17 protein-coding genes are annotated in these 16,524 nt (G+C 69.6%); 6 read left to right on the top strand and 11 right to left on the bottom strand.

Features of this window, described 5'->3' with window-relative positions:
* Positions 1-27: 27 nt before the first annotated feature.
* Positions 28-1,419: an MFS transporter gene (locus tag AHIS1636_RS17470; protein WP_264797118.1), complete on the top strand. Its 1,392-nt coding sequence runs from the start codon at positions 28-30 to the stop codon at positions 1,417-1,419.
* A gap of 27 nt (positions 1,420-1,446) precedes the next feature.
* On the opposite strand, the gene AHIS1636_RS17465 is transcribed toward AHIS1636_RS17470, so the two are convergent.
* Both AHIS1636_RS17465 and AHIS1636_RS17460 read right to left on the bottom strand, forming a co-directional pair.
* A complete protein-coding gene (locus tag AHIS1636_RS17465; protein WP_264797117.1) occupies positions 1,447-2,898 on the bottom strand; it encodes an MFS transporter in 1,452 nt (483 codons plus the stop codon).
* Positions 2,899-2,929: 31 nt separating this feature from the next.
* A complete protein-coding gene (locus AHIS1636_RS17460) occupies positions 2,930-3,643 on the bottom strand; it encodes a PIG-L deacetylase family protein (RefSeq protein ID WP_264797116.1) in 714 nt (237 codons plus the stop codon).
* A 116-nt stretch (positions 3,644-3,759) separates the two neighbouring features.
* On the opposite strand from AHIS1636_RS17460, the gene AHIS1636_RS17455 reads away from it, so the two are divergent.
* Positions 3,760-4,143 carry an RNA-binding S4 domain-containing protein gene (locus tag AHIS1636_RS17455; RefSeq protein ID WP_262106464.1) on the top strand — a complete coding sequence of 128 codons (384 nt, stop codon included), beginning with the start codon at positions 3,760-3,762 and terminating at the stop codon, positions 4,141-4,143.
* Between the two features lie 25 nt (positions 4,144-4,168).
* Here the strand turns inward: AHIS1636_RS17455 and AHIS1636_RS17450 are convergent, their stop codons facing one another.
* Positions 4,169-5,230 (bottom strand): LLM class flavin-dependent oxidoreductase, encoded by a 1,062-nt coding sequence (locus tag AHIS1636_RS17450; RefSeq protein ID WP_264797115.1) that lies wholly within the window; start codon positions 5,228-5,230, stop codon positions 4,169-4,171.
* 66 nt (positions 5,231-5,296) lie between these two features.
* Here AHIS1636_RS17450 and trxA point away from each other — a divergent pair, with 66 nt between their 5' ends.
* Positions 5,297-5,728, top strand: coding sequence for a thioredoxin (gene trxA, locus AHIS1636_RS17445; protein ID WP_264797114.1), 432 nt, complete (start codon positions 5,297-5,299; stop codon positions 5,726-5,728).
* A gap of 20 nt (positions 5,729-5,748) precedes the next feature.
* On the opposite strand, the gene AHIS1636_RS17440 is transcribed toward trxA, so the two are convergent.
* Both AHIS1636_RS17440 and AHIS1636_RS17435 read right to left on the bottom strand, forming a co-directional pair.
* A complete protein-coding gene (locus AHIS1636_RS17440; protein ID WP_264797113.1) occupies positions 5,749-5,940 on the bottom strand; it encodes a DUF1918 domain-containing protein in 192 nt (63 codons plus the stop codon).
* Between the two features lie 54 nt (positions 5,941-5,994).
* A complete protein-coding gene (locus tag AHIS1636_RS17435) occupies positions 5,995-6,909 on the bottom strand; it encodes a LysR family transcriptional regulator (protein WP_264797112.1) in 915 nt (304 codons plus the stop codon).
* Positions 6,910-7,020: 111 nt separating this feature from the next.
* On the opposite strand from AHIS1636_RS17435, the gene AHIS1636_RS17430 reads away from it, so the two are divergent.
* Positions 7,021-8,070: a 2-hydroxyacid dehydrogenase gene (locus tag AHIS1636_RS17430; RefSeq protein WP_264797111.1), complete on the top strand. Its 1,050-nt coding sequence runs from the start codon at positions 7,021-7,023 to the stop codon at positions 8,068-8,070.
* Between the two features lie 18 nt (positions 8,071-8,088).
* A complete protein-coding gene (locus AHIS1636_RS17425) occupies positions 8,089-8,865 on the top strand; it encodes an HAD family hydrolase (protein ID WP_264797110.1) in 777 nt (258 codons plus the stop codon).
* A gap of 19 nt (positions 8,866-8,884) precedes the next feature.
* Here the strand turns inward: AHIS1636_RS17425 and AHIS1636_RS17420 are convergent, their stop codons facing one another.
* Genes AHIS1636_RS17420 through AHIS1636_RS17395 form a run of 6 tightly spaced genes read right to left on the bottom strand, consistent with a single transcriptional unit; the run spans position 8,885 to position 15,257 of the window.
* Entirely contained in the window at positions 8,885-9,604 is a 720-nt protein-coding gene (locus AHIS1636_RS17420) for a sulfite exporter TauE/SafE family protein (protein ID WP_264797109.1), read from the bottom strand.
* Positions 9,601-10,644, bottom strand: coding sequence for an ABC transporter ATP-binding protein (locus tag AHIS1636_RS17415; protein WP_264797108.1), 1,044 nt, complete (start codon positions 10,642-10,644; stop codon positions 9,601-9,603). The genes AHIS1636_RS17420 and AHIS1636_RS17415 overlap by 4 nt, the downstream gene beginning before the upstream one ends.
* Positions 10,641-11,690: an ABC transporter ATP-binding protein gene (locus AHIS1636_RS17410; RefSeq protein ID WP_264797107.1), complete on the bottom strand. Its 1,050-nt coding sequence runs from the start codon at positions 11,688-11,690 to the stop codon at positions 10,641-10,643. The genes AHIS1636_RS17415 and AHIS1636_RS17410 overlap by 4 nt, the downstream gene beginning before the upstream one ends.
* Positions 11,690-12,721, bottom strand: a complete 1,032-nt coding sequence (locus AHIS1636_RS17405; protein ID WP_264797106.1) for an ABC transporter permease — start codon at positions 12,719-12,721, stop codon at positions 11,690-11,692. The genes AHIS1636_RS17410 and AHIS1636_RS17405 overlap by 1 nt, the downstream gene beginning before the upstream one ends.
* An 8-nt stretch (positions 12,722-12,729) precedes the next feature.
* Entirely contained in the window at positions 12,730-13,659 is a 930-nt protein-coding gene (locus AHIS1636_RS17400; protein ID WP_262106473.1) for an ABC transporter permease, read from the bottom strand.
* Between the two features lie 32 nt (positions 13,660-13,691).
* The gene (locus tag AHIS1636_RS17395) at positions 13,692-15,257 is read right to left on the bottom strand and encodes an ABC transporter substrate-binding protein (protein WP_264797105.1); all 1,566 of its coding nucleotides are present in this window, start codon (positions 15,255-15,257) and stop codon (positions 13,692-13,694) included.
* A gap of 306 nt (positions 15,258-15,563) precedes the next feature.
* Between AHIS1636_RS17395 and AHIS1636_RS17390 the strand changes: the two genes are divergently transcribed.
* A complete protein-coding gene (locus tag AHIS1636_RS17390) occupies positions 15,564-16,514 on the top strand; it encodes a 2-hydroxyacid dehydrogenase (protein WP_309298628.1) in 951 nt (316 codons plus the stop codon).
* Positions 16,515-16,524: the final 10 nt, after the last annotated feature.

Genomic DNA, 16,524 nt, shown 5'->3' with positions numbered 1-16,524 from the left:
CTCGCCGATTTTCAGTACACTGGGCGCATGCCCGAGCAGGAACCGGCTGGCTCCGGGACTACCGCCGCTCAAGCCACCGGCACTTCCCTGCGCACTCCGGCACAGCGGTCCCGCACCTTCGCGGGGATCCTCGTGAATACCGCCGCCGCCAACATCACGACCAGCTATTTGTGGTTTGCCCTCACGTTCTGGGTGTACCTTGAAACGCGCAATGTGATCGCCACCGGCGTGGTTGGCGGGGCGTACATGCTGCTGATGGCCCTTTCCAGCATCAGTTTCGGCACGTTCGTGGACCGCTATCGCAAGCTGGCCGTGATGCGCTTCGCCGGAGGCTTCACGCTGGCCATGTTCGCGCTCTCCGGGCTCCTGTTCCTGTTGATACCCGCCGCCCGCCTGCTGGACCTGTCGCAGCCTTGGTTCTGGGTCTTTACCCTGGTCATCCTGGTCGGCGCGGTCGTGGAAAACCTGCGCAACATCGCCCTCTCCACCACGGTCACCATCCTCATCGAGCCGGACCGGCGGGCCAACGCCAACGGACTGGTAGGCATGGTGCAGGGGCTGATGTTCATCGTCACCTCGGTCCTCTCCGGGCTGTCGGTCGGGCTGCTGGGCATGGGCTGGACCATCGCCGTAGGCGTGGCGCTCACCGCGCTGGCCTTCGTGCACCTGCTCACGCTGCGCCTGCCGGAGGAGGCGCAGCCGGCTGCCTCGGACGCGCACGGCGGATTCGACCTGCGCGGTTCCCTTGCCGCCGTGCTGGCCGTTGCCGGATTGTTCGCGCTGATCCTGTTCTCCACGTTCAACAACTTCGTCGGCGGCGTCTACATGGCGCTGATGGATCCCTACGGCCTGGAGCTGTTCCCGGTGGAGCTGTGGGGCACCTACTTCGCGCTCGGGGCCACCGGTTTCATCGTCGGCGGCGCCCTGATCGGCAAGTTCGGACTGGGCCGCAACCCCCTGCGCAGCATGCTCCTCGCGGTGATCATGATGGGTGTCGTCGGTGCGGTCTTCACCCTCCGGGAGTGGGCGTGGCTCTACATCGCCGGCATCTGGCTGTACATGGTCCTGGTGCCCTTTGTCGAGGCCGCCGAGCAGACGGTCATCCAGCGGGTGGTGCCCTTGGACCGGCAAGGCCGGGTCTTCGGATTCGCCATGGCGTTCGAGTCGGCGGCGGCTCCGATCACCGCGTTCCTCGTAGCGCCCGTCGCCCAGGTCTGGATCATCCCCTACGCCCGGTCGGCGGAGGGCGCCGCGGGCCTGGCTCCGCTGCTGGGCGAGGGCACTTCGCGCGGCATCGCCCTGGTGTTCCTGGCCGCCGGAATCCTGATGATCGCGGCGGCTCTGCTGGCCTTCCTGACCCCCGTATACCGCCGGGTCTCGGCGTCGTATGCAGAAGCCGCCGCCGGACCGGCACCCTAGCGGCGGACCGGGCATGCGGGGGAGGCATCAGCCTCGTCTTTCTCCGTACGACGCCGGGGGCCGGCCTTCCGCCTGCGCCTGCAGCTCCGTGTCCTCCTCCCGGGGCCGCGCAGAGGAAGCGGAGCTGCCCTCGCCCTCGATGCGGTCCACAACGCCGTCCCCGATGCCGTCCTCGCCGTCGCCCTCATTGCCGTCCTCGATGCAGCGGCGCGGGTTGATCATGACGGCTCCCGCCAGCAGCACGAGCAGGCAAACTCCTAGCATGGCAAACGACGCAGTCCAGCCGCCGGTCGCCTCCTGGACCACGCCGAACAGCAGCGGCGCGACCCCGGCCCCGGCATAGCCGATGCCCTGGCTGAAGCCCGCCAGCACGGCGGCCCCGTGCTGGGTCCGCGAGCGCAGGTTCATCATCAGCAGCGCCATCGCGAAGGTGCCCTGGCCCAGCCCGGCCAGCGTGATCCACCACCAGGTGCCGTCCGTCGGCGCCAGGTACAGGCCCAGGTGTCCGCCGGCCCAGCACGCGGCAAAAATGACGACGGCGATGATCGGATTGCGCATTCTCGGCACCACCAGCGGGACCAGCAGGCTGACGGGCAGGCCGAGGATGGCGAAGTACGCCAGCGCGGAACCCGCGGCCGCCGGATCCACGCCCTGGCCCGTCAGGTACGGCGGCAGCCAGGTGAAGTAGACGTAGGTCTGCGCCGAGTTGCCGGCGAGGAAGATGGCCAGCCCCCAGGCCACCCGCGAACGCCATGGATTCAGGTGCTGCAGGTGCGGCGGCGGAGCCTGCGCTGCCCGGGCAGTGCCTCCTTCCCCGCGGGCGGACCCAGCGCGCGCGGCACCCGCGGCAACCGGCCCCGCGGAAGCCGCGTCGCCGTCGTCGTCCCCGTCACGGGCCTTTCGGTTCCGCAGCAGCTGCACCGCCCAGGGCACCAGCACAAGTGCGCTGACCGAGGCCCAGAGCGCTATCGAAACCCGCCAGTCCGCCAGCTCCGCCACCGGCACTGCCAGCTGCGGGCTCGCCGCGGTACCCACGGCCAGGAGGGTCACGTAGCCGGCCGTAACCACGCCCATCCGGTCCGGGAAATACTTCTTCACCAGCGGCGGGAGCACCACGTTGCCCATCCCGTAGCCGGCCATCACCACGGCCGACAGCCCGAGGAAGGGCCAGACCGAATCGACCGCCGCCCGGCCCAGCTGCCCGGCGACCGCCAGCAGCACCGCCGCGGTGAGCACGCGCTCGGCGCCCTGCCAGCGGATCAGCGCCGGGGTGGCGAGGCCGGCCGCGGCGAAGACCAGCGGCGGCAGCATGGCCAGCGCGCCGATGGTCGTGGCGTCGAAGCCCAGTTCCGGGCCCACGGTTCCCAGCAGCGGCGGCACCACGGACACGGCCGGGCGCAGGCTCAGGGCCATGATGAGGATGCCGAGGAGCGCGCCGATCCGGCCGCGCCACGGCTTGCGGGGTATGAAGTAGCTCACCCGCTAACACTAGCTAAGCGAAAGCGCCAGCTCAGAACCGGAACAGCTGGAATCCCACCCGGCGTGCCGTTTCCCCGCCCGCCGTGACCATATCGATCTGCCGGCGGGCTTGCTCCTCGACCGGCTCGTCGCTGAGCGCCTCCAGGTACATGCGGTGCTCGGACAGCGATTCGACCGCCCGCTCCACGCTTTCGGCGTCCACGTCCAGCCAGTGCGTCGGCCGCGGCGAGCAGACGGCCACCCACTGCACCCCCGGGTGCGGATCCGGGCCGCCGTAGAGTTCCGGAAAGATCCACTCGTTCGCCGCATCCGCCACGGCGTCCATCACGGCCGCGCCCAGGTGGCGGTGGTCCGCCGAGTTCCACATGCCGGGACCCCAGGTCTCCTCGAAGTTCAGCGTGATGATCCCGTCCGGTCGGTGCCGCCGGATGGCGCTGGCGAGTTCGCGCCGCAGCACGAGCGAGTGCTCCAGCCGGCCGTCGGCGAAATCGAGGAACTCCAGCGTGTCCACGCCGACCCGCTCGCAGGCGCGCCGCTGCTCGGCCTCCCGCACGGCTGCAGCCTCCACCGGATCGAGCCCGGCGATTCCGGCTTCCCCGCGCGTGGCCAGTACGTAGCAAACTTCCTTGCCCTCCGCGATCCACTGCGCGACCGCGGCCGCGGCGCCGTATTCGGGATCGTCGGGATGGGCCATGATGAGCAGGGCCCGCTGCCACTCGGAGGGCATTAACGACGACGTTTCCATCAGCAGTTCCTTCCCTCTGCCGCCCAGCTTAGCCCGCTTGTCCGGCGGGCGGCAGAGGCCGTGCTCAACCTAAGACTCGATGAATCGACGGAGACCACTTAGACTCTTTATCCATCATGACCGCGCTGCCGACCGCCCCCTCCTCCGTCCGGATCGATGCCTGGCTTTGGGCCATCCGCGCCTACAAGACGCGCTCGGCCGCCACGGCTGCCTGCCGCGCCGGCCACGTACGGCTGAACGGCAACCCGGCCAAGGCCTCGCAGACGGTGGTTGCCGGAGACACGATCCGGGTCCGCCAGCCGGGCTACGAACGGATCCTTGAGGTGCGCCGGCTGATCGCCAAGCGGGTCGGCGCGGAGGCGGCCTCGCACTGCTTCACCGACCACACCCCGGAGCGGCCGCCGATGCCGGCGCTCGGGCTGCCGCAGCGGGACCGCGGCGCCGGCCGGCCTACCAAGAAGGACCGCCGGGAGATGGACCGGCTGCGCGGCCTGCAGTAGGCCGCCGCCAGCGGGCCGCGGCGGGTCAGCCGCGCTCCCTGACCCCGTCCTCCGCCGTCGCGGCCGCCTTGCCCCGCCACCCGAGTTCCGGCGCGATGTAGCGGGCGATGTTCCCCAGCAGCTTGGCGTTGTAGGCGACACCGAGCTGGTTCGGGACCGTGAGCATCAGCGTGTCGGCCTCGCGCACCGCGGCATCCTCCGCGAGTTCGCGGGCCAGGATGTCCGGCTCGCCGGTGTAGGTGCGGCCGAAGCGCGAGAGCAAGCCGTCGATCATCCCGACCTGGTCGCTCCCCTCTCCGGCGCGGCCACCGAAGTACATCCGGTCCTCGTCGTCGACGATCGGCATCACGCTGCGGCTGACCGAAACCCGCGGCCGGAACCTGTGCCCGGCGGCCTTCCAGGCCTGGCGGAACATCCGGATCTGCTCGGCCTGCAGTTCGTCGAAGGGCACGCCCGTGTCCTCGGTCAGCAGCGTGGAACTCATCAGGTTCATGCCCTGTTCGGCGGCCCATACGGCGGTCTTCCGGGTCCCGGCGCCCCACCAGATCCGCTGCGGCAGGTCATAGGACGTCGGCTGGATCGGCAGCAGCCCGGAGGCGCCGGTGTACTGCGGGTCCGCCTCCGCCACTCCCCCGCCGACGATCGCATGCCGGAACACCTCGGTGTGGCGCCGCGCCATGTCCGCCGGCGTCTCGCCCTCGGCGGGCACGTAGCCGAACGAGGCGGCGCCGTCCCTCGCCGGTTCGGGGGATCCCCGGCTGATGCCGAGCTGGAGCCGGCCACCGCTGATCAGGTCCGTGGCGGCCGCTTCCTCCGCCATGTAGAGCGGATTTTCGTAGCGCATGTCGATCACGCCGGTGCCGATCTCGATCCGGGACGTGCGCGCCGCGATTGCCGCGAGCAGCGGGAACGGGGCCGCCTGCTGCCGGGCGAAGTGGTGCACCCGGAAGAACGCGCCGTCGATGCCGAGCTCCTCGGCGGCCACCGCCAGCTCGATTCCCTGCAGCAGCGCCTCGCGCGCCGAGCGGGTGCGGGACCCGCGGCCCGGCCCCCAGTGGCCAAAGGACAGAAAACCAATACGCTCCATGTCCGGCTCAACGCCGCACCGCCGTCGTCCATTCCGCCCGCTGTCCCGACGCAGTACACTCCCGGTGTGGAGAACGCCATCGTGAAGTGCCCGCACTGCGGCAAGGCCAACCGGGTTCCGGCCGCGGCCTCGGGCCGGCCCCGCTGCGGCAACTGCCACCAGGACCTGCCGTGGATCGTCCCGGCCGGTGACTCCGATTTCGCCGCCATCGCCGAGCAGTCGCCGGTGCCCGTACTCGTCGACTTCTGGGCGGCCTGGTGCGGCCCCTGCCGCATGGTCAGTCCTGTGCTGGACCAGCTGGCGCACGAGCGCGCCGGCAGGATCAAGCTCGTCAAGGTGGACGTGGACGCGGCGCCCGGGCTGTCCGCTCGGTTCCGGATCCAGTCGATCCCCACCCTCATGGTCCTCATCGACGGCCGGATCGCGGCACAGCAGGCCGGCGCGGCGCCGGCAGCGGCGCTGCGTGCATGGCTGGACCGCTCGCTGGCCTCCGCTTAGGACAGGCGGGACTGGCGCGGCTAGGGCACCGGCCGCGCCTCCACCACGAAGTCCCCGCCCGGGAAGAGCACCGACTCGTGCCCGTCGTCGAACCTCACGAAATAGGGCGGAGCCCCGTCCTCACCCCGTACTTCCAGGATCTCCCCGTGCCGGTCGGACGACTCCACGGTCCTGCCGCGGACGATGATCCTGTCACCCTGCGTTGCCTTCATTCCTGAACACCTCCCAGCCCTAGGGTACGAAGGGCCGGCGCGGGATGGAATACCTCAAACGGGGCTTTCGTCCTCCGCCGGTGTTTCGAGCAGCTCCAGCAGCCTGCGGACGGCCGGGTTGGTGTTGTTCTCGTTCCAGGCCACCTCGAGGTCCACCCGGTTCAGGTCCTTGACGCCGCGCGAGGGCTCGAGTTCCCGGAACTGCACGCCGGCCGGGGCGAACGACTGGGCCGAGGCCGGCACCAGGGTCAACCCGAGGCCGGCCTCCACGAAGGCCAGCAGGGCGGGGACCTGGCTGGCGTACTGCGTGACGTTCGGATGCGCGCCGGCGCTGGCGAAGAGCCGCAGGACCAGGTCGTGGAAGTAGCGGGCCTCGGCCGTCGAATACATCATCAGGGGCTGCCCCTCGAGCGCCCGCACCGGCAGGGCGCCCTCGCCGGAAAGCTCGCTGTCGGCCGGCAGCGCGATCACCAGCCGGTCCCGCATCAGGGGACGCGAAACAACGCCGGGCCGCGCCACGATGGGCCGCAGCAGCCCGATGTCCACCGTGCCCTTGACCAGGCCGTCCATCTGGTCCGTCGACACCAGCTCGCGCAGGATCAGCGAGACGCCGGGCTGCTCGTCCGCCGCCCGGCGCAGGAGCCTGGGCAGGGCGCTTTGGCCGGCAATCGCGGTGTAGGCGATGGTGACCGAGCCGGCCTCGCCGGTGGCAACCCTCCGCACGTCCAGCTCCGTCTTGACCGCCATGTCCAGGATCTGCCGCGCGCTGGGCAGCAGCGTCCTGCCGGCATCCGTGAGCTCCACCTTGCGGCTGGTCCGGTCGAAGAGCGGCGCCCGCAGTTCCTTCTCCAGCAGCTGGATCTGCCGGCTCAGCGGAGGCTGCGTCATGTTGAGCCGTTCGGCGGCCGCCCCGAAGTGCAGCTCTTCGGCGACGGCGACAAAGGACTGGAGCTGGATCAGGCTGAACATCAATACACTCCTCGCATCGTTCGGTCCATACTTTAGCTTGGACGCGCATAGATGCGGAGGCCTATCGTCGAAGCAACCCCGCCGGTGCCGCCCGAGAAGGAGCCCCTCCCCGTGACCCAGCCAGTCTTTCCAGAGCGCCCGCCGATGAAAACCGGTGCCGGCGTTGCGGCCGCGCAACCGCTGCGGATCGTGGTCACCGATCCGATCATCAGCCGGTTCGAGCAGGAGCTGAAGTACGACGGCGGTGCCCACCACTGGGTAATGGCGTCCGGCTGGAGCGCGGAGGACCAGCTGCGCGCCCTGGCGGATGCCGACGTCGTTGTGTGTTCCGCGCTGCCGCCCGAACAGGCGGCGGCAGCGGCCCGCCTGCGGCTGGTCCATGTGACCGGCGCGGGGTACGAGAAGATCGCCATGGACTCCCTGCCGCCGGCCGCCGCCGTCGCGAATGCCTTCCACCACGCGCGGCCCATCGCCGAACACGTGGTCATGGTGACGCTCATGCTCTCCCGCCGGGTGCTGGCCGCCGACACCGAACTGCGCCGCGGCCAATGGCGGACCATCGCCACCTCACCGGACGTGCCCTTCCACCCGACGCTGGATGGAATGGTGCTCGGCCTGGTGGGCCTCGGCTCCATCGGCGCCGAGGTAGCCCGCCTCGGCGCCGCCCTGGGAATGCGGGTGCGCGCCGTGCGCGGCAACCCCGGCGCGGCCCACCCCGAAGGCGTGCAGCCCGAGTGGGTCGGCGGCACGGCCGAGCTGCCCAAGCTGCTCGAAACGTCCGACGTGGTCGTCGTGACCGTGCCGCTCAGCGAGGAGACGCGCGGCCTCATCGGCGCCGCCGAACTGGAACGGATGAAGCCATCGGCGCTGCTGGTCAACGTGGCGCGGGGCCCCGTGGTGGACCAGGCTGCCTTGTATGCCGCGCTGTCCGAGCGGCGGATCGCCGGGGCCGGGATCGACGTCTGGTGGGGCGCCCCCGCGGACGGCAAGGTGCCGCCGTCGGAATTCCCGTTTGAACGCCTGGACAATGCGGTCCTCACCCCGCACCACTCCGGCCATGCGCGGACCACCTTCGAACGGCGCGCCGCCGACATCGCCGCGAACGTCGCCCGCCTCGCCGCCGGACGGCCGCTGTTCAATGTCGTGCGGGAGCCGCGCTAGCGGAGCCTAGGATTAGGCATGAAGCTCGCCGCTTTCGACTTCGACGGCACCATCATTTTCCGGCACGGAATCGATGCCGGCACCGTTGCCGCCATCCGCGCCTGGCAGGACGCCGGATACCTGGCCGTCGCGGCCACCGGCAAATCGCTATCGGCCACGCAGTACGCGCTGCAGGGATCCGACGTCGCCTTCGACTACTCGGTCCTCTACACCGGCGCCGTCGTCGCGGACGGGCGAGGGAGCCTGCTGCACTCCTCCGCGCTGGACGCCGGCACCGTCCGGCAGGTCGTCGAAGGGCTCACCGGCATCGACGGAATCGCGGTCTACGGCACCATGCTGGAAGGGCGGGACACGCGTTTCAGCTCGACCGTCCCCTCGGACCTGGAAACCACGATCCTGCGTGACTACCGTGAACTGCAGGCCCATGAAATCGACCTGCACGAGTTCATCGGCATCCCGATCTGGGTCCCGGGCGACGACGACCTGAGGCGTCGGATCCATTCCTGGGTCCTGGAAACATTCGCTGTCGAGTGCGTGATCAACCAGGACTTCGTCGACATCGTCCCCGCGGGTACCACCAAGGGGGCAGGGCTGCAGTGGCTGGTGGACCATCTCGGACTGTCGCGCGCTGATCTGGAGGTCTACACCTTCGGAGACTCCTGGAACGACCTGTCCATGCATTCCATCGCTGATCGTTCCTTTTCCTTCCCCTGGTCACCGGATGACGTCCAGGCTGCTACCGATGAAGTTATCGAATCGGTTGCGGACAGGCTTCCGCGGCTGCTCGCGCCGTGACTGCGGGCCGCCTCCGGCGTCAGCCGAGCAGGCTCTGCCCGGCCAGCAGCACCGCGCCGAGCCCGGACACGGACAGCGCGAGCAGCCGCAGGCGCCGGGCATCCAGGAAGCGGTTGACGAAGCGGGACACGGCGTAGCCGGCGAGGACGGCCGGAACCATCCAGGCCACCAGCACCAGGACCTGCGCCGTCACCGCGCCCGCCACGGCCAGGGCGGCCAGGGACACGGCCGAGCCGACCATGAAGAAGGCGCTCATGGTGCCGCGCAGGCGTGCGCCCTGGTGGCGCTGCCAGATGAGGGCCATGGGGGCGCCGCCGATCGAGGTGGCGGTGCCCATGATGCCGGAGGCAGCTCCCGCGGTGACCAGGCTGAGCCTCCGGGGCGCCGGCTGCCAGCCGAGAAAGGCCAGCACTACTCCCGCCAGCACGGTGGCGGCCACGAGCCAGGAGAGGCCTTCGCCCGGCAGCACGGCGACCAGCCAGGCGCCGCAGATGCTGCCGGGAATCCGGCCCAACAGTGCCCAGCCGGCGCCGCGCAGGTCCAGTTCCGACCGCTCGCGCGCGGTGACCATGATGGTCACCAGCAGCGCGAGCATGATGATCGAGACCGGCAGCAGCTTCGGGTCCACCAGCGCGATGATCGGGGCCGCGAGCATGCCCATGCCGAAGCCGATCGAGGCCTGCAGGCCGGCGGCGGCGAACACCGCGAGGGCGATGACCGCGTAGTCGGCCCAGCTCACGGCATGGGCGCCAGTTCCCCGCTCCGGACCTTGAGCGTCTCCAGCGGGAAGTGGCACTCGGCCAGATGCCCGGCGTCCTTCCCGGCCGGTTCGGAGCCGGGCGCCTGCTCCGCACAGACGTCCTGCGCCTTCCAGCAGCGGGTGCGGAAACGGCAGCCCGACGGCGGATCCAGCGGGGAGGGGATCTCGCCCTGCAGGATGATGCGCTGCCGCTCGGCGCCACTAACGTCCAGCTTGGGCGAGGCGGACATCAGTGCCGCTGTGTAGGGGTGGCGCGGATGCTCGAAGACGTCCTCGGTGCGGCCGGTCTCGATGATCCGGCCGAGGTACATCACGGCCACCCGGTCCGCCACGTGCCGCACCACCGAGAGGTCATGCGAGATGAAGACGTAGGAGACACCGAGGCGCTGCTGCAGGTCGTTGAGCAGGTTCAGCACCTGCGCCTGGACCGACAGGTCCAGTGCGGAGACGGGCTCGTCCAGGATGATCACATCCGGGTTGAGCGCCAGCGCGCGGGCGATGCCGATGCGCTGCCGCTGGCCGCCGGAGAATTCCTGCGGGGACTTCTTCGCGTCCGAGGGCCGCAGCCCGACCATGTGCAGCAGCTCGCGCACCCGGGCCTCGCGCTCCCGCGACGTCTTGTAGAGCCCGCGGTGGGCCTTCCACGGCTCGGCGATGATTTCGCCCGCCGTCATCCGCGCGTTCAGCGAGGCGAAGGGATCCTGGAAGACCATCTGCACGCGGCGGCGCCACTCCAGCAACTCCTTGCCGCGCAGGCCGAACGGATCGGTCCCGTCGAAGCGTACGGCGCCGGCGTCCGGCCGCTCCAGCATCATCAGCGTCCTAGCCAGCGTGGACTTGCCGCAGCCGGACTCCCCCACCAGGCCCAAGGTCTCGCCCCGGCGGACGGAGAGGTTGATGCCGTCCAGCGCCCGCAGCCGGCTGTTGCCGGAGGCGCTCTTGGCCACGTGGAAGGTCTTGGTGACGCCGTCGACCTCGATCAGCGGACGGTCATTGGATTGGATGCGGGTCTCGGTCATTTGTCCAGCTCCTCGCTGAAGTGGCAGGCGGCGGCCCGCGGGGTTGCGCCGTCCGCGGCTGCCGGCTCCTTGGAAACCACGGGCAGCAGCTTCGGCCGCTCCGCCCGGCAAACCTCCTGCACCAGCGGGCACCGGTCCTGGTAGACGCAGCCGGCGGGGATCTTGTGCAGCTCCGGCGGGCTGCCCGGGATCGAGTTCAGCTCCGCGCCGCGCTCGGCGTTGACCGGAACGGACTCCAGCAGGCCCTTGGTGTACGGGTGGCGCGGGCTGGCGAACACGTCGGCCACCCGGCCGGTCTCCACCACGTTGCCCGCGTACATCACGGCCACCGTGTCGGCTTCCTCCGCGACGACGGCCAGGTCGTGGGTGATCAGAACGACGGCCATGTCGCTCTCTTCGCGCAGGCTCTTCAGCAGCGCCATGATCTGCGCCTGCACCGTGACGTCCAGCGCCGTCGTCGGTTCGTCCGCGATCAGCAGTTTGGGATTCAGCGCGACCGCCATGGCAATCAGGATGCGCTGGCGCATGCCGCCGGAGAACTGGTGCGGATAGGCGTTGACCCGGGCCTCGGGCTCCGGAATGCCAACCCGGCGCATGAGGTCCACGGCCTTCGCCTTGGCCTCCTTGGCGGACAGCCCGTGGTGGATGCGGAAGGCCTCGCCCAGCTGCGCCCCCACCGGGTAGACCGGGTTGAGCGCGGTCAGCGCGTCCTGGAAAACAATGCCCAGCTCGGGGCCGGCGAACTTGCGCCGCTGCTTCGGACTCAAGCGGGCCAGGTCCGTGCCGTTGAGCAGGATCTCCCCGCCGTCGACGTCCGCGATCGGGTCCAGCAACCCGGCCACGGCCTTGGCCGTCATCGACTTGCCGCAGCCGGATTCCCCGAGCAGCGCCAGCGTCTGGCCGGCGCGGGCCTCGAAGCCCACGTTGTCCACGGCCCGCACGGTCCCGCGCGGGGTCCGCAGGTCCACGTTCAGGCCCTCGACCTTCAGCACCACCGGAAGGCTCCGGTCCGTCGTCGTTGTTTCTGCCGCTGTCACGGTGCTCATCACTTGTCCCCTTCAACGGTCTTGGCCGGAATCCGCGCGATCAAGCGCTTGCGCGGCAGCGCCAGTCGCCACCGCTGCGCCGGGTCCGTCGCGATCCGCAGCCACGCGGCCAGCATGTTGGCGGCGATCGTCGTGATGACGATGGCCAGGCCCGGGAAAATCGAGAGCCACCACGCGGTCTGCAGGTACTGCCGGCCCTGCGACACCATCAGGCCCCAACTGACGTCCGGCGGCTGGATGCCGATGCCGAGGAAGCTGAGCGAGGACTCGGCCAGCATCACGTAGCAGAACTCCAGCGTGGCCAGGGTCAGCAGCGTCGGCAAAACGATCGGCACCACGTGCCGGCCGATGATCGCGTTCGGCTTGGCGCCGAAGGTCCGGGCCGCGTCCACGAACGTGCGGCTCTGCAGCTCGGCGGATTCGGCGCGGGCGGTACGCAGGTAGATCGGGATGCGGGTAAGGGCCAGGATCAGCACGATGTTGGCGATGCTCGGGTTGAACACGTAGAGAACGACGACGGCGAGCAGCAGCGACGGGAAGCTCATGATCACATCGGCAACCCGCATCGAGACCGTCTCGCGCCAGCCGCGGTGGTAGCCGGCCCAGACGCCCCACAGCGAGCCGATGACCAGGGCGATCGCGACGGCGGGCAGCGCTACCGCCACGGTGGTCCGGGTGGCGATGACCAGCCGGGCCAGCACGCTGCGGCCCAGCGAGTCGCTGCCCAGGAAGTACTCCCAGCCGTTGGCCGGATTGAACGGTGGTTTGTTGGCGAACAGCAGGTTCTGCTTGGTCGCCAGGTCCCCCATCAACGCGGGGCCGAACACGGCGGTCAGCCCCACCAGGACCAGGACCGCGGCAGCCGCCGTCGCGAATTTATCCCGCAGCAGGAGGCGGAAGAGGCCCGGCTTCTTGTCCCCTGCCTCCGCTGCTTCCGCGGCGGGCGGCTCCAGCGGGGGAACTGCGAACGGTTCGGGAAGCGCGTCCGACGTGGGCGGCTGGTGTCCGGGCTGCACAAGTGGCGTGGCCATGGTTCCTCCTAGGCCTTCACGGTGGCCGGGCGGACACGTGCATCCAGCAGCGCGTAGCCCAGGTCGATGAGGATGTTCAGGACAAAAATTGCGACGGCGGTGAGCAGCACCGCGGCCTGCAGCACGGCGAAGTCCCGCTGCAGGATGGAGTCGATCATCAGCTTGCCGATGCCCGGCCAGCCGAAGATCGTCTCCACCACGACGGCGCCGTTGACCAGGCCCACGGTGAGGTCGCCCGCCACGGTCAGCGCCGGGGCCGCGGCGTTGCGCAGCGCATGGTGCGTCACGATCCGGACGTCGCCGGCGCCCTTGCTGCGGGCCAGCTTGATGTACGGCTCGGAGAGGGCGGAGACCATGGCGCCGCGGACGATCTGCACCAGCACCCCGAACGGGCGGAGCAGCAGCGTGGCGATCGGCAGGACCCAGGCCTCGGACCCGTTGACGCCCGATGTCGGGAGCCAGCCGAGGGTGATCGCGAAGATCCAGATGCCGACGATCGCCAGCCAGAAGTCCGGGATGGACGCCGCGGCCATGGACACGAAGCTGGAGATCCGGTCCGCCACGCCGTTGGGCTTGAGTGCCGCCCAGCAGCCGACGATCACGGCGAGGATGATGGCCAGCACCATGGTGGTGGCGGCCAGCTGGAGGGTGGCCGGGAAAGCCCGCAGCGCCATCGCCGCCGCGGACTCCCCCGTCCTCAGGGACTCGCCGAAGTCCAGCCTGAGGACGCCGCCGAAGTAGTCGGCCATCTGGACCAGCAGCGGCTGGTCCAGGCCCATCCGGGCGGTGAAGTCCGCCCGCATCTGCTCGGTGGCGTTCAGCGGCAGGTACAGGGTGGCCGGGTTGCCGGTCAGCCGTGCCAGCGCGAACACTCCCACAATCACCACCACCAGGGGCAGTGCGCTGGAGAGGATGCGCTTCCTCAGGTAGGTCAACATGAGTCCCTCGAATCCCTTGTCAGACCCGGCCGCTAGCTGGCCGGAGTCATTTCGGCCAGCCGCAGCTCATCGCCTGTCGACGAGTTGGGCTGGTAGTTCACCCCGGCCGCCTTGCCGATCATGCCGGTCTGGTGGGCGATGTGGGCGAACTGCACCACCTTGTCGTTCTGGTAGGAGAAGACCTCCTCGAAGGCCTTCTGCCGGTCCTCGCCGGTGGCGGCGTCGGCCTTCTTGATCAGGGCGTCAAGCTCGGGGGTGCCGAACGCGCTCTGCGCGCCGTCGGTCCGCATGTACTGGTCCACCGTGAACGCCGCGTCGCCGGCCTGGTTGCCGTGCTGCGTCATGAGCATCAGCGCGCCGTCGGACTTGGCGAACGGCCGGACCTGGTAGGTCAGGTGCTGGCTGGTCTCGAGCATCTGCAGCTTGACGTTCAGGCCGGCCTGGGTCAGCTGCTCCTGGAGCACCTGGCCCAGTTCCTCGATCTTCGGGAACTGCGCGCTGCGCACGACCATGTCGATCTGCGCGCTGGTATCAACGCCGTCGGCCTTGGCCTCGGCCACCAGCTGCTTCGCCTTCTCCAGGTCGAACGGCCAGGCCTGCAGGGACTCGTTATGCCCGACGACGCCGGAGGGCACCAGCTGCGCCGCGACCTTGTCGCGTCCGCCGTAGAGGCTGGCGACGATGCCTTCCTTATCGATGGCGTAGTTGACGGCCTGCCGGATCCGGATGTCGTTGAACGGAGCCGTGTCGCTGTGCATGCGCAGTGCGACCGTCTCGTTGTTCGGGTAGGAGACGCCCAGGTCGCCGATGTTGTCCTCGGGGCTCAGCCCGGTCGCGATGTCGGCCTCGCCGGAGGTGATCATCGCCGCGCGGACGCTGCTCTCGGCACGCCACTGGTACTCAGCCTTGGCGTACGCCGGCTTCTCGCCCCAGTAGCCGTCGAACCGGGCCAGGGTGATCTTCTGGCCCGCGTCCCACTGCTCGAGCTGGTAGGGGCCCGTGCCGATGGGCTCCCGGACCTTCTCCGTGTCCGAGGTTTCCGCCGGCACTACTTCCAGGAAGGACAGCCGCAGCGGCAGGATCGGGTCCGCCTCCTGGGCGGTGACCTGCAGGGTGGTGTCGTTGACGGCCTTCACGTCCAGGTCCTGGTCGCCGAAGACGTAGCCCTCGACGTTGCAGCCAAGCTTGGAGTTCACCGCGCGCTCGATCGTCGCGGCGGCATCCTCGGCGGTGAAGTCGCTGCCGTCGTGGAACTTCACGCCCTCGCGCAGGGTCAGCGTCCAGGCCTTGTTGTCCTTGGACTCCCACTCGGTGGCCAGCTTCGGCTCTAGCTCGCCGCTGGTCGGGTTGCGCTCGATCAACGGCTCGGTGATCGTCGAGCGGTCCACCACGCCGGTGCTCGTCAGGTTGGCCTCGCAGGGTTCCAGCGTCGGCGGCTCCTGCTGCAGCACCACGCGGATGGTGTCCGAGCTGGCGGCGGTCGCGCCGCCGGCGCTTTCCGAGTTGGCCACCGAGCAGCCGCTCAGCAGCAGTGTTCCGCCGGCAGCCACGGCGGAGAGCCGCAGGGCGAACTGCCCTTGGGTGCGAAGTGAAGACATCATTGAATCCTCCGGAATCTGGGTCACGCGCCCCACACGGTTGCGGCTTCGAAGCGATCTGTGCTCGAGGCCAGGGGTCGGTGCTGGCAAACAGCTTCCCGATGCGCCTTCAACCGCGTCAAGGGAGGTTTGTCCATGTCGGAGACGTGAAGGACTCCGCCGCCGATGGTTCTCCATGTGACAGCGGCCACACTTCCGCGGATTTCCGGGGGTTTTCGAACTGCCCCGAGAACCGATACCCCAAGGGCATTGATTCATCCAAATTCCGTGTTGGACCTGAATCGATGTCCTCACTACGCTCGCCGTATGTCTATGCCCCACGCCGTCCTCCAGGTAGGTCCGCTGATGCCGGCCGTCGGAGATGTCCTCATCCACGATTACGACGCCGTCCGGCTGCCGGACGACGCCGAAGGCCGCCGCATCTTCCTGGACGAGCGCGGCGCGGAGTTCACCGTGGCCGTCACGTCCGGACGATTCGGCGTCGGCACTGAACTGATGCACGCCCTGCCCAACCTGCAGGCAGTCATCAATTTCGGCGTCGGCTATGACACCACGGACGTGGACCAGGCCGCGGAACGCGGCATCGGCGTCAGCAACACCCCGGATGTCCTCAACGACTGCGTCGCCGACACGGCCATCGCACTCTACGTGGATGTGCTGCGCCGGATCAGCGCCGCCGACCGCTACGTGCGCCGCGGCGAATGGGAGGCGAAGGGCAACTACCCGCTGGCCACCAAGGCGAGCGGCAAGCGCGTGGGCATCCTCGGCCTCGGCCGGATCGGCAAGGTCATCGCCCGCCGGCTGGAGGGTTTTGACTGCACCATCGCGTACCACAACCGCCGCCCGGTCGAGGGCGTGGCCTACGAATACGTGGACTCCTTGGTGGAACTAGCCCGCCGCTCCGACGTCCTGGTCGTCGCCGCGGCAGGCGGACCGGCGTCGCAGAAGCTCGTGGACGCCGAGGTCCTGGCGGCCCTCGGCCCCGAGGACTACCTGGTCAACATCGCCCGCGGCACCGTCGTCGACGAGGCCGCCCTCGTCGATGCCCTGACCGAAGGCCGGCTGGCCGGCGCGGGGCTGGACGTCTTCGAAGACGAGCCGCGCGTTCCCGCGCAGCTCCTGGAGATGGAGAACGTGGTCGTGCTGCCGCACCTGGGCAGCGGAACCCACGAAACCCGGGCGGACATGGCCGCGCTGACCCTGGCCAACCTCCGGCGCTTCCTCAGCGAGGGCACGCTCGAAACACCCGTCAAGTAGCACCAGCGGA

The sequence above is a fragment of the Arthrobacter mangrovi genome, from assembly GCF_026011795.1.
Taxonomy (GTDB): Bacteria; Actinomycetota; Actinomycetes; order Actinomycetales; family Micrococcaceae; genus Crystallibacter; species Crystallibacter mangrovi.
Note: the sequence above shows the minus strand (reverse complement) of the source record. Positions and strands in the feature narration are given on the sequence as shown.

Coding starts and splice junctions, on each gene's coding strand:
- AHIS1636_RS17470 (WP_264797118.1), top strand. CDS start 28: ATGCCCGAGCAGGAACCGGCTGGCTCCGGGACTACCGCCGCTCAAGCC.
- AHIS1636_RS17460 (WP_264797116.1), bottom strand. CDS start 3,643: ATGGAAACGTCGTCGTTAATGCCCTCCGAGTGGCAGCGGGCCCTGCTC.
- AHIS1636_RS17455 (WP_262106464.1), top strand. CDS start 3,760: ATGACCGCGCTGCCGACCGCCCCCTCCTCCGTCCGGATCGATGCCTGG.
- AHIS1636_RS17450 (WP_264797115.1), bottom strand. CDS start 5,230: ATGGAGCGTATTGGTTTTCTGTCCTTTGGCCACTGGGGGCCGGGCCGC.
- AHIS1636_RS17440 (WP_264797113.1), bottom strand. CDS start 5,940: ATGAAGGCAACGCAGGGTGACAGGATCATCGTCCGCGGCAGGACCGTG.
- AHIS1636_RS17435 (WP_264797112.1), bottom strand. CDS start 6,909: ATGTTCAGCCTGATCCAGCTCCAGTCCTTTGTCGCCGTCGCCGAAGAG.
- AHIS1636_RS17425 (WP_264797110.1), top strand. CDS start 8,089: ATGAAGCTCGCCGCTTTCGACTTCGACGGCACCATCATTTTCCGGCAC.
- AHIS1636_RS17415 (WP_264797108.1), bottom strand. CDS start 10,644: ATGACCGAGACCCGCATCCAATCCAATGACCGTCCGCTGATCGAGGTC.
- AHIS1636_RS17410 (WP_264797107.1), bottom strand. CDS start 11,690: ATGAGCACCGTGACAGCGGCAGAAACAACGACGACGGACCGGAGCCTT.
- AHIS1636_RS17405 (WP_264797106.1), bottom strand. CDS start 12,721: ATGGCCACGCCACTTGTGCAGCCCGGACACCAGCCGCCCACGTCGGAC.
- AHIS1636_RS17400 (WP_262106473.1), bottom strand. CDS start 13,659: ATGTTGACCTACCTGAGGAAGCGCATCCTCTCCAGCGCACTGCCCCTG.
- AHIS1636_RS17395 (WP_264797105.1), bottom strand. CDS start 15,257: ATGTCTTCACTTCGCACCCAAGGGCAGTTCGCCCTGCGGCTCTCCGCC.
- AHIS1636_RS17390 (WP_309298628.1), top strand. CDS start 15,564: ATGTCTATGCCCCACGCCGTCCTCCAGGTAGGTCCGCTGATGCCGGCC.